Raw genomic sequence first — 13,901 nt, forward strand, 5'->3', positions numbered from 1 at the left:
GCAAGAACGGACTGATCGCTATAAGTCGGAACTGACCGACTCAGGCTCTAGTTACACGTTTGGCAACAAGACATTAACAGAGTGCGAATTAGTCCTTGACTATGTTTGACTACATTTTAAGGAACAGGTGGTTTTTTAGTTTTGTTTCTATATTTGCTTTTGTTCGGGCATGAGGAACATTGCTCCGAAAGACAAAACCCCTTCGTCAGACTGATAGAATGACTATATCCCACAGGCTGACAGGTGACATCCATGTCGATGGTCAATTAAATATGATTGATGGAATAGTTAGATTATGAGTTGAACTTGCTTCAATACCGCCTTTAACGTATTTTCATAATCAAAAGATGCATTGGTACTGTCCTGATAACGCCAAGCCACATAACCATCTGGACGAACCAGCACCGCACCTGATTCATGAACTTCAGACTTGGCATTCCAAGTACCATAAACATCACGATACTCACGTGAACCAATCTGAATTACATCTAAATAAGGTAAATCTAGAGCCTCGGCAGCCAATCTCCAGCCTTTGCCTGATAAACCTGTCAGTAAGGTAAAACGGCCTTTACCGCTAATATCCAAAGTGGATTGCTTTTGGCCTTTGCTATTGATTAGCCAGGTATGTGGAACTTTGGCACCCGGACGAGTCGTGGCTTGCAGATAAAGCTGTTCATCTTTGTCAAAGATCTCGGGCTCAGCTTCATTCATTACCGCATTTGAGCTATAGCGCTGATTCAGTTCAACACCTTGGGCATTAAATTCAAAATGCTTAATTTCAAGTGCTTCAAATAACTTTTTACGAATTTTGGCACCTTGCTCATCTTCAGCAAAAATACGTTCCAGCATTTGTTTTTGCGTAGTGATGCCTTGGTCAAAACCAAAGACTTCTTTTAAATGCTTATAGTCAAAACGGGACTGGTTGGCACGTGCGACAATCTGCTTGCCTACAGGCGCACGTTCAGGCGTATATGAATCGAGGAGGGAAGGTGCGGCCCAACCTTTGATTGCATAGGTGAGTTTCCAGCCAAGGTTAAACGCATCCTGCATACAGGTATTTGAACCTAAACCGCTTGAAGGCGGGTGACGGTGTACAGCATCACCACCACAGAACACGCGGCCTTTAGAGTATTCAGTTGCCCAAGTCTGGTTTACATACCAGTAGGACAGTTTTTGGATTTCGACATCTTCCACTTCAGCGCCAACAAATGTATTCAGACGCGATCGAACCTGTTCTTCAGTCACTTGTGGCTCGCCTTTGGAAATGTCAAAGCCCCAGCCCATAATCCATTCATTCCAAGGCGTAATGGCACGTAGCAAGCCCATACCGAGATCACCAAAGCTGGCTTCAGGATTGACGATCCATTGCAGAATCGCAGGGCGGTGCTGAACATATTTGCTTAGATCGGCTTTAAAAGTCACATAGACTGTACCCGCACGCGCCATCACACCTTCGAGTGGTAGCTCAAGTTGCTCAACCACTTTTGAGCGTGCGCCATCCATACCAATCAGATATTTGGCTCTTAAACTAAATTCTGTGTTGGTAATCCGGTTCAGGAAAGTAGCGGTGACACCATTTTCATCCTGAACATGCGATAAATATTCAGTATTGAAGTTATAGATTGCACCGCGCTCACCGGCATTCTTGACCAGTAAGGCTTCCATTTTCGGCTGAATCAAATCCACCAATGGACATGGACTGCCTTTGATATAGTCGCCATGACGTTCATCACCTGTGCCCCAAGCGCTTAAACGGGCAATTTCTTCACCGACCAGACTGGTGGTAATCAGGCTTTCGCCCATGTGTTCCCACGGTGTCGCAATTTCTTTGACTTGTTCTTCAATGCCTAAATCACGTAATACTTCCATAGCACGCTGATTGGTAATATGTGCACGTGGACTATTGGCCAGCCAGTTAAACTGTGTGAAGAGTTGAACTTTAATTCCATAGTTTGCCAGTGCTAAACCTAAGGTCGATCCTGCAGGTCCTGTGCCAATTACCAATACGTCAGTATCGTAATGCTGTGTCATACATGACTCCATGTGTCTGTCTGAAGAACAAGATTTGAATATATTTACAATCCAGTGTAGTGAAATTCAGGCAATACAATAGGAGTATTCATATAAACTATAGGTCTATTGAGATTCTTACTACTTTCTCGTTTGGCAGCTTAAAATGCCTGAGAATATGCGGCTGAGTTTATGGAACTTCGACATTTACGTGCTTTTTTAACAGTAGCTCAGGAACAGAGTTTTACCAAAGCAGCAGATAAGCTGTTCACGGCGCAGCCTTCTTTAAGTCAGCAGATTAAGGATCTGGAGCAGGAAGTCGGTGTAATGCTGTTTGATCGTTCATCCCGGCAAATCAAACTGACCGATGAAGGGCAAGCTTTTTTGATTCATGCTGAACAGGCGCTTGAAAGTGCCAAACTGGCAGTTGCCGCGGCGCGTCAGGTGGCGCAGCAGAAAAATAACCAGATCCATATTGGCTTTTTAAATGTTGCAGAACTGAAAGTGATGCCAAATATTCTGGCCAAACTGAAGCAGAATATTCCTGATTTAAAAATTCATCTGCATAGTCTGACCTGTATGGAGCAGATTCAACGCCTGAAAAATGCCGAGCTGGATTTGAGCTTTACCCGCTATTGTCTGCAACATCCCGATTTTGACAATATTCATTTAATGAATGAACAGATTTATCTGGTGGCAGCCGAGTATTTACATCCCACAGATCGGCCATTGAAGTTACAAGAACTGAAAAATCATCAGTTGATTATGTGTGAGCAAAATGCCTCGCCAGTCTTTTATGCGCAGTTGAATCACCTGATGTCTTTTGAACAATTGCAGCATGACCAAATACTGTGGGTTACCAATGTGTTGCAACATATTAACCTGATCAATATGGGCATGGGTTTTAGCTTCGTCCCGGAATATCTGCTGCGTTTTTTAAATGAGCATGTGAAAATCGTGCAAACAGATCAAGTCCTGCCACAATTAGGACTTTATGCAACATTTAACAAGAATTCTCATAATTCTGCATTGAATATTATTACCCAGGCACTGGACAATAGATCTTAAATAAGCCATTGAAAATGTTGAAGGGAAACATGCTAAAACTCATTTATTATGTACCAGATGAACATCTTGAAGTGACTAAGGAAGCCTTGTTTAAAGCGGGTGCAGGCGGCATCGGAGATTATACCCACTGTGCCTGGCAGGTACTGGGAACAGGACAGTTTAAAGCGCAGCAAGGTGCAGATCCTTATATTGGTGAAGTCGGGGAATTAGAGCAGGTTGAAGAGTGGCGAGTAGAAATGCTGGTTGCTGATGAAAAGGCGGTCGAGGTCGCCAAAGCTCTGAAAGCAAGCCATCCTTATGAAGAGCCTGCTTTTGAGTTTATTCAGCTCCTGGATATTAAAGTCTAAACGTGCAACCTTATTGCTGCTAGAAGTAATGGTGCGCATCGTGTTTTAGCGTACCATCAGCTTATCTGTTTAAAATGATTAACCTCCTTTTATGAGTATAAAATCAGTCATCATCATAAAAATAAAACAGGAAAATAATAATGCAGTGGTCAAAACAGCTCGGCAATATCCTCAAGAATACGCTCAGTAAAACTATCAAACATGGTGCGGGAATCCTGCATAGCCGCATTCCCTATTCTCATGACAATCCCTATCTGGATAGGATATTTGCGCCACAACGACAGGAGCATTTTGCTACTCAATTGATGGTAGAAGGGCAAATTCCTGTAGAATTGGAAGGTGCGCTGATGCGGATTGGCCCGAATCCGATCACGGTAAAGAACCCACGAAATTATCACTGGTTCACCGGTGATGGCATGATTCACGCGCTGAAACTCAAAGCTGGTGAAGCACATTGCTATAAAAGTGCTTATGTCGGATCGGCCAGTGTGCAGAAAAAATTGCATAGACCACAGATTTCAGGGAAAACGCGTGGAATCGCGGATGCGGTCAATACCAATATCATCCACTTTGCCGGGAAAATCTGGGCACTGGTCGAAGCGGGGGCTTATCCGATCGAAGTAAATCGTGAACTGGAATCAAAACGGCATCAACTTTTTGAAAATGATCAGGATCTACCGTTTACGGCTCATCCGCATATCGACCCGGAAACAGGAGATATTCATGCGGTTTGTTATGATGCCTTGAATCATCATCAGGTTTTTTATTTACATATTGATGCTCAAGGCAAATTGCAACATCATGTCGAAATTCCAGTCAAACATGGCCCGATGGTGCATGACTGTGCCATTACTCAATCTCAGGTGCTGATTCTGGATTTGAATGTCAACTTTTCTATGCGTAGTGCCTTAAAAGGCTCATTACTGCCCTATCAATGGAATCCTAAACATCAGGCTCGTATAGGTATGCTGCCTTTTGGTGGCAGTGCGGCAGACATCCGCTGGTATGAGATTGATCCCTGTTTTATTTTCCATACGGTCAATGCTTATGACCTGAACACAGGTGATGTAGTGATGGATGCAGTGGTACATTCCCAGGCACTGGTCAGTTCCATTCAGGGACCAATAGAAGATCAGGAGATTCGGCTGGAAAGATTGATCTTCGAGCAGCAAACAGGAAAAGTCACTCGAACTGTATTATCCAATATCAAGCAGGAATTTCCGCGGATCAATGAAGCCTATACAGGGCGACCTTATCGCTATGCCTATAGTGTTTCCTTTGCCGGCTTTGATGATCCTTATCATGTTAGCAGTAATACACTCTTGTACCATGATCTGGAAACCGGCAGTACAGCAAGCTATTCCTTTGGAGCAAACTGGGTTACAGGTGAGGCAGTTTTTGTCGCCCGAGAAGGTGCTCAAACAGAAAATGATGGCTGGCTGATGTCTTATCTACACGCCTTGGATGGCAGTCCATCGAAAGTGGTGATTTTAGATGCGCAATATATTCAGAAGGGGCCTATTGCCACGATTCATTTACCGGTTCGTGTACCCGTCGGATTTCATTGTAACTGGATGGATGACCGGAAATTGAGAACTTATTATTCTTAGATTTTGATGATGCATAAGCACTTTGGGTGCTGGCACAGTCTCATATCGCGTGAAGATTTAAATCTTTATTTAATAGGTTGATGTTACTTTGAAGGATGAGAAGGGTAGGTCTAAATTAACCGAGATCCCAGGTTAGGCAGAAAATTCATTTCTGAATCTCTGCCTAAGAGTGGTATTCATATCGCCAAGAATATCAAATCAAAGATTTATTCTTCTATTGCTACTGTTAAACTTTCTGGATAAATAACTCACGATCAAAACGGTATTGCGGGAAGAACACGCCGTCTTTGGCGCGTTCACCTGCACCAATCACCATGACTGGATATTGCTGATCATTTAAGCCCAAGATATCGCGTACCATCGGTTCATCAAAACCTTCCATCATGCAGCTGTCAAAACCATAAGCACGTAAGGCCAAGACCAGATTTTCGCAAGCCAGTGCCGTTGTTTTGGTTGCCCAAAGTTTGGCATCACTTGGACTAAAGGCAGAAACAGGCATCTGTTTATCTAAAGTGCGGGCAACTTTGAAAGCCACTTTTTTAAAGTTGCCAAAGACATTTAAATAACCGGTTTTATAGTTATATGGAATGTATTTATAGTATTTTTTGATGGCAGCTGGTGCTTCCGGATATGGAAATTCATTGACATTCCGTTTGGCCATTTCATCAATACGGTCGGTACGTGCCACACAGATAATCAGCTCAGAAGCCGTTTTTGCTGCCAGTTGGCTCATGCAGGCTTTGACCAGTCGCTTTTTCTTCGCCGGGTTTTGTACCACATAAAATGTCCAGGGCTGCAAGTTTGACGAATTGGGAGCCAGCAACGCCAGATCCAGACAAGCATCAAGTACATCTTCTGGAATTGGTTTTTTGGTAAATTTACGCACTGAACGACGACTTTCGATCACTTTACGGAAATTATCGACATCAATATCCTGTGGAGCAGGTTCATAATAACGTTTTTTATCAGGATTGGCGCTATCAATGGTTTCAGGAGACTGGGCAATAATGGATGAATTTTCAGTAGACATATTCTTTATTCTTACAGGTAAAGGAATCAATGAGGCAGTCTAAACCAGCTCATTGAGATCCTAAGTTTGAAAATTAGTTGAATTGTGTGAAATCAGGTTTACGTTTTTGCATAAAAGCTTGTACGGCTTCCAGCATTTCCGGAGAGCCAACGCGCTGCATGAAAATTTCTGCTTCATGGTCGATGCAGGCCACAATTTCATCCAGATTATGTTTCATCAAGGCTTTGGTTTGCTTCAAAGACGCCAAAGGTAATGCTGCTAAAGTCTGCGCCTGTTTTTGTGCAGCCGCATAGGCATCTTCTTCAATACTATTCACCAGACCGGCACCGAGTGCTTTTTCGCTATTGAATTTTTGTGCAGTCAGCAATAATTCAGCCGCTTTATGATAGCCCGCCTGCTGAATCAGCAATTTGCTTGAAGCGCCTTCAGGCGATAGGCCCAGACTGACAAATGGAATCTGGAACAGGGCAGTATTGTCACTATAGACCAAGTCACAATGCAATAAGATGGTTACCCCAATCCCGATTGCAACGCCACGTACCGCTGCAATTAAAGGCTTGGAAAACTTGGCAGCCGCTTTGAGTAAAATAAAGGGCGGGCCTTCAGCCGCAGGGGCCTGACCTTTCTTGGCAACAGATTTCATGAAATCCTGCATATCATTGCCCGCGCTAAAGTCCGTGTCCTGACCGCGTAACACCACCACACGCACCTGATTGTCCTGATCTGCTTCATCGAGCGCTTGAGCAATCCATAAATACAGCTCGCTGTATAAGGCATTTTTCGCTTCCGGGCGATTGATGGCTAAAGTGAGTACGCCATGTTCTAAATTCGCATGCAAATGCTCATGAGGTTGTTGAATACAGTTCAGTGTCATCGTACTATCCTTGCTTTAAAACTTAATTTGATTTTATGAGATTGATTATGTCGCATATTTATTGGGGCGGCACAACTCATGAGTCATAAAAATGATCTGTTATGAACTATACATTTGATTATCTGGTTTTCATTGGCCGTTTTCAGCCTTTTCATCTGGCGCATATGCAAACCATTCAGATTGCTTTGGAACACAGTCAAAATGTGATTTTGGCCCTTGGTTCTGCGCAGAATGAACGCAATATCAAAAATCCATTTCTGGCTTCGGAACGTGAAGCCATGATCCTTGCAAATTTTAGTCCGGAAGATCAGGCGCGGATTCAATTTGTAGAAGTCATTGATGTTTATAACGATGAAAAATGGCAAAAACTGGTGAAATCGCTGATAAATCAGGCCATAGAACCGAATGCCAAAGTCGGACTGATTGGACATTTTAAAGATGATTCTTCATATTATTTAAAATTTTTCCCGGAATGGGAAATGGTCGAACTGGAAAGCCTGGAAGGTGCTTTATCCGCTACGCCGATGCGTGAAGCTTATTATCGCGGTGAAATTCAACGGGATAAATTTCCACAAGGCACGATTGAGTTTCTAGAGCAATTCCAGCATACCGAAACCTATCAGCAACTCAGTCAAAAATTTGTCCAGAAGGATAAAAGCAATCTGGCCTGACTCGATCAGATGGCTAGAGGCTGATTCATGGTGGTCTGAGCATGCTGTTTTAAACATTCACCCAGAATCGCCAGAGCAGGAGACTGCTGTTTCCAGTGATGCCAATACAAGGGGACTTCAATTCGCATTTCACCGGAAAGTTCAATCAATTGTCCTGATTCCAGCAAATGCCGGGTTTGATAATCCGGCAACCAGCCATAACCCAAGCCCATGACAATGGCATCAAAAAATGCATGCGTCGATGGAATAAAAAAGTGAGGATATTGTGCCGGACTCAGGCCAAATTCTTGCTGGATATACTGGGTATGCAACTGGTCTTTTTCATTAAACAGAATCGCCGGTGCGTGGCGTAAGGCATCACGATGTATTCCTTGTTGAAACCAGTTCCGGGCAAATTCAGGCGTGGCAACCAGACGGTAGTGCATTTGTCCAATCCGCTCGGCCAGACAGCCTTTCATGGCTTTGGCTTCAGTGCTCAAACAGGCATTGACCAGTCCGGCTTCCAGTAAATGATGGGTTTGTGATTGGTCATCCAGTTGAAAATGCAGCACAATTTTATGCTGGATCAGTTGGGCTTGTAAGGTCGGCAATAACCAGGTCGCAAGTGAATCGGCATTGGTGGCAATATTCAGACAGTAAAAACCTTCCTGTTGTACCTGTCCGCCCAAATCCTGCATCAAATTCTGTTCTAGCAAACGCTGATGCTGTAAATAATGCAATAAAGTTTGTCCAGATTGAGTCACGCGACAAGGCCGGTCTCTCACCAGCAGCAAGTGTCCCAATTGTTTTTCCAGACTCTGAACACGAAGGGTCACTGCTGAGGCAGTAATATTGAGTTGTTCTGCCGCCAGATCAAAACTTCCAGTTTTTGCAACCGCGTAAAAAGCATCACATTGTTTCGCATTCAGCATCGCTACAATCTAAGAAAAATTTAGTTAAATTGATATTAACTTAGTTTTAATGAATAGCTTCCTTTTTGTTGAATAATTCATGTATTCAAAAAAGGGGAATGTGATGTTCAGTTATATGGTCAGTGGCTTTGCTGTAGGTATGAGCCTGATTGTCAGTATCGGGGCGCAGAATGCCTTTGTACTAAAACAGGGTTTAAAACAGCAGCATATCTTCCTGGTCTGTTTGACGTGTGCCTTGTCTGATACTATTTTGATATTATTAGGTGTTTTTGGTTTTGCTCACATCATTGAACATTATCCAAATGCGGTTATGTTTTCTAAATATATTGGCGCAGGATTCCTGTTTTATTATGGTCTGCAACATGCAATCAATGCATTTAAATCAACAGAAGTTTTGGCTCCAAGTGATCAAGTTACAGCACATTTTTTACAAGTGTTGATGATCTGTCTGGCATTTACTTGGTTAAACCCGCATGTTTATTTAGAAACCGTCATCCTGATTGGTTCAATTTCAACGCAATATAGCCTAGGAAAATGGTGGTTTGCGCTTGGTGCGGTCTGTGCATCCTGGTTTTTCTTTTTTAGCTTGGGCTATGGGGCAAAGATATTGACACCCTGGTTTCAGCATCGCCATGCCTGGAAGGTTCTGGATGCTCTCATTGCTTGTACCATGTGGATCGTCGCAGGGTCATTAATTCTAAGCATTTAATTCAACTGGTAATATAAAAATCCTCAATTGAGGATTTTTATATTTTGAACAAGAGAATGCGAGTAAGGTCTGTAATTGATATTTGTCTAAACATTCTGTTTAAACATTTTTCAAAGAGAATCACAATAGAAAATGGAGTTTGCAGTGCTCGCTGTGTAAGCAAATTTTACTTCAGATTTTGTTGGAATATATGATCATATTTAGGAGATGAATTTTAAAATCAAAGTATTAACAGTCTCCATTCGATGAGCATACTTCGATTAAGCCATTTCTTAAAAATAAATACTAACGATTATTTTTTCCATTAGTCACTAAGGGTTTTACAAAAACTTCAGTTAACTGGTATAAAAATAACGAAAAAAAAATTCTAAAACTGAAAAGAAAATTTAATTTCAGCTTGAAGCGTGTATCTAAATCCGATCAATAAGAAATTAAACAAGGTGGATTTAAAATTGAAAACAACAATAAAAACTGGACTGATTGGCCTGGCAATCTGTTTATTTTTCAGCAGTCAGGCTTTTGCAAAATCATGGACGCTCACTCCTAAAAGTGATGTCGGCTTTGAGATCAAGTCAATGGGACTGACTGTGGTCAAAGCCAAGTTTAATCAGGTGCAATCCAGCATGCAGTTTGATGCCAAAGCACCGCAAAATGCTTCAACGCATCTGGTCATGGATGTGGAGAGTTTGAGTTTTAATAAACCGTTATTGAAACATATGATTTTGGGTGAAGACCTTTTTTATGTTGAAAAATACAAAACGGTAAGTTTTAAAAGTATCCAGTTTAAAGACCTGGGCAATGGTAAATACAATGTTTTAGGTAATTTGACTTTGCGTGGTGTGACCAAACCGGTGATTTTTGAAACAACCTTTAAGTCGAGTCTGTCTAATGACAACTTGCTCGAAGTCCAGGCATTTGCAGTGATTAACCGCAGTGATTTCGGCATGAGAAAGGGGATCGCAGGCGTAGGGGAGAAAGTGAATCTGCATCTCTCGGGTCATTGTGAAGTTAATTAAGGGTGTTTGAATACAGTCTTTTTTCAGATTAATAGACTGCTGCATGTCTATTGCTTAGCTTTAAAAATTGAAGCATAGAAGACATATAAAATGCTTGTATTACATCAAAGTAATCACAAAAAAAGCCCGATTTTTTCGAGCTTTTATCCTTGCAGGAAATAGTCAATTAAGCACTTTGCAGAGCTTTTAAATCTTCCAGGACTTGTTCGGCATGACCTGCGGCTTTGACTTTACGATATTCTTTGACCAGTTCGCCGTTATGGAAAATAAAAGTCGAACGCTCGATCCCCATGACTTGTTTGCCATACATGTTTTTTTCTTTAATCACATCAAAGTGATTACACAGGATTTCTTCTTTATCACTGATCAGATTAATACTCAGATTCTGCTTTTCAGTAAAGTTTTGATGGGCTTTGACCGAATCACGAGATACGCCAATAATGGTGGTATTTAAAGCATCAAACTGATCTTTTAAACAAGAAAATCCGACGGCTTGAGTGGTACAACCCGGAGTAGAATCTTTAGGATAAAAATAAATCACCAGCCATTCTGTATCCAGCTGGGTTAAATTGATTTCAGCTGTCGTTGCAGGGAAACTCTGGTCAAGCAAACTGATGGCAGTCATATTAACTCCTGTTTTATTTAAATTTTTCAAAAAAATAAGCCACATTATAGTGGCTTATTTCATCAAAGAATAATGAGATATTATTTCTTCGGCGCAGCTTGAGCTGATTTCATTGCTTCTTCAGTCAAAGTTTTCAGTTTGCCTGTTAACTGTGGACCAAAACATGCTTGCAGGTCTTTATTCTGCTTCTGTACAAAAGCTAAAGTTCCAGGACTTTTCTTCTGATTAATGGTGCTTTGGATTTCCCATTTTTGTGCATTGGTTAGTTTACCATCTGCTTCAACAGCGCAAGTACAATATTTACTGACTTCAGCAGCGGTCAGTTTTTTACCTTTGCCAGTTTCATCTTTACAAACATTGATCAATGCAGATTTTACATTGGTGCTTTTATAAGCTTGTTGTAATTTGTCATCAGCTGCCTGAGCCGTTGTTGCGAACATAGCAGCAGCTGAAACAATTGCTGAAAGCACGATGCTTGATTTTAAATTCTTCATAAACTCTACCTTGTTATTACGGTATATAACGTGTCGGGTCTTCAACACCTGCGTCCGCAAAACCCTGTTTACGTAAACGGCAACTGTCACATTTGCCACAGGCACGTCCTTGGTCATCTGCTTGATAGCATGACACCGTTTGACTGTAGTCTACGCCATGTTCAATACCTAAGCGAATAATATTTGCTTTGGATAAATGTAACAAAGGTGTTTCAAATTTGAGCGCCTGACCCTCTACGCCAACCTTGGTCGCAAGGCGTGCCATGTTGGCAAATGCGTCAATAAATTCCGGTCGGCAATCCGGATAGCCCGAGTAATCAACCGCATTAATTCCGATCACAATTGCTTCGGCTTTAAATACTTCCGCAGCGGCTAAAGCATAAGACAGGAAGATGGTATTACGTGCCGGAACATAGGTAATCGGGATACCGGCTTGTTCATGATCAGGCACCTCAATGCTATGATCGGTAAGGGCTGAGCCACCCAGATTGCCCAGATCAATATTAATCACACGATGTTCCACACCGGCAGCTTGAGTCAGTGCTTTGGCTGCATCCAGCTCTGTGGTTGAACGCTGACCATACTTAAAACTGATCGCGATACATTCGTAGCGTGCCTGTGCCCAAGCCAGACATGTAGTTGAGTCTAATCCGCCAGATAACAGAACAATGGCACGAGGGCGCATAAGCTGATTCTCCAAAAAAGTAACTTTACAAAAAATTAACGACCAGTTTCATCATTCCATAACAACTTGTGCAGCTGTAACTGGAAACGAACAGGGAGATGGTCTTCTAAAATCCACTGAGCCAAATCACGCGCCAGTTGCGGTAAACGAACCGCGCCTTTTTCAACCGCAAATGCAGGCGAGAACCAGACTGTACTGACTTTCTCTTGAAGCTGATACTGTTCAAGCTGCTGCTTTGACCATTCATAGTCTTCACGGTTGCAGATCACAAACTTGATTTGATCATGTGGCGTTAAATGATCCAGATTGGATAACAAATTTCGTGCAACTTCACCTGAAGTTGGGGTTTTTAAATCTAGAACTTTGGAAACGCGCGGGTCTACTTTAGCAACATCTAAAGCACCACTGGTCTCTAAAGAAACCTCACAACCTAAATCAGCAAGGCGCTGCATTAAAGGCAGGGCATTCGGTTGAGCCAGTGGTTCACCACCGGTCACACAGACATAGGGTGTTTTAAAATCGAGCGTGGTCTGAATAATTTCATCCAGAGACTGACGCTGACCACCTTCAAATGAATAGGTGGTGTCACAGTATGTACAGCGTAACGGGCAGCCGGTTAAGCGGATAAAAACCGTTGGCAAGCCCGCAGCATTGGCTTCACCTTGTAATGAATAGAAGATCTCCGTAATGCGTAAACCCGCAGACGGATCAGAAACTGGAATTGCGGAAGAACGAAGCGTATTCATAACAAAACTAACCACTGAGAAATAAATAACCGGGTATAAAAATAAAAATCCCTACGATCATGACTGATCGTAGAGACGGGGAGCGCTTGAAGCTCCGAGGAACACCAATGTGCCCTCTAAGTTAAGACATATTAGTCTTCGCGTAATAGATCGTTCAGGCTGGTTTTAGAACGAGTTTGCGCATCTACTTTTTTCACGATAATCGCAGCATAAAGGCTGTAAGTACCACATTTAGAAGGCAGACTACCTGCAACAACGACTGAACCTGCTGGTACGCGACCATAGTGAATTTCACCAGTGGCACGGTCATAAATCTTGGTCGATTGACCAATGAATACGCCCATTGAAATTACAGAACCTTCTTCAACGATCACGCCTTCAACGATTTCAGAACGTGCACCGATAAAGCAGTTATCTTCAATAATAGTCGGGTTGGCCTGAAGTGGTTCAAGTACACCACCAATACCAACACCACCAGACAAGTGAACATTTTTACCAATCTGTGCACATGAACCCACAGTTGCCCATGTGTCCACCATCGTACCTTCATCTACATAGGCACCGATGTTGACATAAGAAGGCATCAAGATCACGCCTTTGGCCTGGAATGAACCTTTACGCGCCACCGCGGGAGGGACTACACGTACGCCAGCCGCTTTGAATTGTTCTTCAGTCCAGTCTGAGAATTTAGTATCTACTTTGTCATAGAAACGAAGATCACAAGCTTGCATTGGTTTGTTGTCGTTTAATTTAAATGATAACAATACCGCTTTCTTAATCCATTGATGAACAATCCATTCACCATCGATTTTTTCAGCAACACGTAAAGTACCATTGTCTAGACCAGCAATTACGTCCTCAACTGCTTGACGGATTTCAGCAGGGCAATCTGCAGCTGTGAAATTCGCACGATCTTCAAACGCTTTTTCAATGATTGTTGAAAGCTGCGACATGATCTTCCTTCCAGAAAAAATTTTCTAGATTTTACACTATATTGCATTAAAAATAGTTGAGCAGACTGAAAATAGATGAAAAATAGCCAAAAGTGTGGGAAGTTTGAAATAATGAACATGATAAGTGTTATTTTTCATTATTTTAAAATGTA

The 13,901-nt window shown here is 42.2% G+C and carries 15 protein-coding genes; 6 read left to right on the forward strand and 9 right to left on the reverse strand.

Features of this window, described 5'->3' with window-relative positions:
* Positions 1–288 precede the first annotated feature (288 nt).
* Positions 289–2,031 (reverse strand): FAD-dependent monooxygenase, encoded by a 1,743-nt coding sequence (locus FTU82_RS08030; protein WP_180086499.1) that lies wholly within the window; start codon positions 2,029–2,031, stop codon positions 289–291.
* 171 nt (positions 2,032–2,202) lie between these two features.
* On the opposite strand from FTU82_RS08030, the gene FTU82_RS08035 reads away from it, so the two are divergent.
* The 3 genes from FTU82_RS08035 to FTU82_RS08045 all read left to right on the forward strand — a co-directional run bounded on the left by FTU82_RS08035 (position 2,203) and on the right by FTU82_RS08045 (position 5,035).
* Entirely contained in the window at positions 2,203–3,078 is an 876-nt protein-coding gene (locus tag FTU82_RS08035; protein WP_100329052.1) for a LysR substrate-binding domain-containing protein, read from the forward strand.
* Positions 3,079–3,107: 29 nt separating this feature from the next.
* A complete protein-coding gene (locus tag FTU82_RS08040) occupies positions 3,108–3,425 on the forward strand; it encodes a hypothetical protein (RefSeq protein ID WP_005097590.1) in 318 nt (105 codons plus the stop codon).
* 140 nt (positions 3,426–3,565) lie between these two features.
* The gene (locus FTU82_RS08045) at positions 3,566–5,035 is read left to right on the forward strand and encodes a carotenoid oxygenase family protein (protein ID WP_180101222.1); all 1,470 of its coding nucleotides are present in this window, start codon (positions 3,566–3,568) and stop codon (positions 5,033–5,035) included.
* A 226-nt stretch (positions 5,036–5,261) separates the two neighbouring features.
* Here FTU82_RS08045 and FTU82_RS08050 read toward each other — a convergent pair whose 3' ends face one another.
* The gene (locus tag FTU82_RS08050) at positions 5,262–6,065 is read right to left on the reverse strand and encodes a nitroreductase family protein (protein ID WP_074383348.1); all 804 of its coding nucleotides are present in this window, start codon (positions 6,063–6,065) and stop codon (positions 5,262–5,264) included.
* A 73-nt stretch (positions 6,066–6,138) separates the two neighbouring features.
* Positions 6,139–6,939, reverse strand: a complete 801-nt coding sequence (locus FTU82_RS08055) for an enoyl-CoA hydratase-related protein (RefSeq protein ID WP_180086503.1) — start codon at positions 6,937–6,939, stop codon at positions 6,139–6,141.
* A gap of 101 nt (positions 6,940–7,040) precedes the next feature.
* Here FTU82_RS08055 and FTU82_RS08060 point away from each other — a divergent pair, with 101 nt between their 5' ends.
* Positions 7,041–7,610 (forward strand): nicotinate-nicotinamide nucleotide adenylyltransferase, encoded by a 570-nt coding sequence (locus FTU82_RS08060; protein ID WP_005097586.1) that lies wholly within the window; start codon positions 7,041–7,043, stop codon positions 7,608–7,610.
* A gap of 5 nt (positions 7,611–7,615) precedes the next feature.
* Here FTU82_RS08060 and FTU82_RS08065 read toward each other — a convergent pair whose 3' ends face one another.
* Positions 7,616–8,521 (reverse strand): LysR family transcriptional regulator ArgP, encoded by a 906-nt coding sequence (locus tag FTU82_RS08065; protein WP_100329049.1) that lies wholly within the window; start codon positions 8,519–8,521, stop codon positions 7,616–7,618.
* 103 nt (positions 8,522–8,624) lie between these two features.
* On the opposite strand from FTU82_RS08065, the gene FTU82_RS08070 reads away from it, so the two are divergent.
* Together FTU82_RS08070 and FTU82_RS08075 are read left to right on the forward strand one after the other, a co-directional pair.
* Positions 8,625–9,230 carry a LysE/ArgO family amino acid transporter gene (locus tag FTU82_RS08070; RefSeq protein WP_005097584.1) on the forward strand — a complete coding sequence of 202 codons (606 nt, stop codon included), beginning with the start codon at positions 8,625–8,627 and terminating at the stop codon, positions 9,228–9,230.
* A gap of 452 nt (positions 9,231–9,682) precedes the next feature.
* Positions 9,683–10,246, forward strand: coding sequence for a YceI family protein (locus tag FTU82_RS08075; protein WP_180086505.1), 564 nt, complete (start codon positions 9,683–9,685; stop codon positions 10,244–10,246).
* A 166-nt stretch (positions 10,247–10,412) separates the two neighbouring features.
* On the opposite strand, the gene FTU82_RS08080 is transcribed toward FTU82_RS08075, so the two are convergent.
* From FTU82_RS08080 to dapD, 5 genes are all read right to left on the reverse strand, one after another.
* Positions 10,413–10,871 carry a peroxiredoxin gene (locus tag FTU82_RS08080; RefSeq protein WP_005170083.1) on the reverse strand — a complete coding sequence of 153 codons (459 nt, stop codon included), beginning with the start codon at positions 10,869–10,871 and terminating at the stop codon, positions 10,413–10,415.
* Between the two features lie 80 nt (positions 10,872–10,951).
* The gene (locus FTU82_RS08085) at positions 10,952–11,365 is read right to left on the reverse strand and encodes a hypothetical protein (RefSeq protein ID WP_005170085.1); all 414 of its coding nucleotides are present in this window, start codon (positions 11,363–11,365) and stop codon (positions 10,952–10,954) included.
* Positions 11,366–11,381: 16 nt separating this feature from the next.
* Positions 11,382–12,050, reverse strand: a complete 669-nt coding sequence (gene queC / locus FTU82_RS08090; protein ID WP_005170088.1) for a 7-cyano-7-deazaguanine synthase QueC — start codon at positions 12,048–12,050, stop codon at positions 11,382–11,384.
* Between the two features lie 35 nt (positions 12,051–12,085).
* Positions 12,086–12,796 carry a 7-carboxy-7-deazaguanine synthase QueE gene (gene queE / locus FTU82_RS08095; RefSeq protein WP_100357449.1) on the reverse strand — a complete coding sequence of 237 codons (711 nt, stop codon included), beginning with the start codon at positions 12,794–12,796 and terminating at the stop codon, positions 12,086–12,088.
* Positions 12,797–12,927: 131 nt separating this feature from the next.
* Entirely contained in the window at positions 12,928–13,749 is an 822-nt protein-coding gene (gene dapD, locus FTU82_RS08100) for a 2,3,4,5-tetrahydropyridine-2,6-dicarboxylate N-succinyltransferase (RefSeq protein WP_005097576.1), read from the reverse strand.
* Between the last annotated feature and the right edge of the window lie 152 nt (positions 13,750–13,901).

It is taken from the genome of Acinetobacter sp. YH12151 (assembly GCF_013418355.1).
In the GTDB taxonomy this organism is placed as follows: Bacteria; Pseudomonadota; Gammaproteobacteria; order Pseudomonadales; family Moraxellaceae; genus Acinetobacter; species Acinetobacter pseudolwoffii.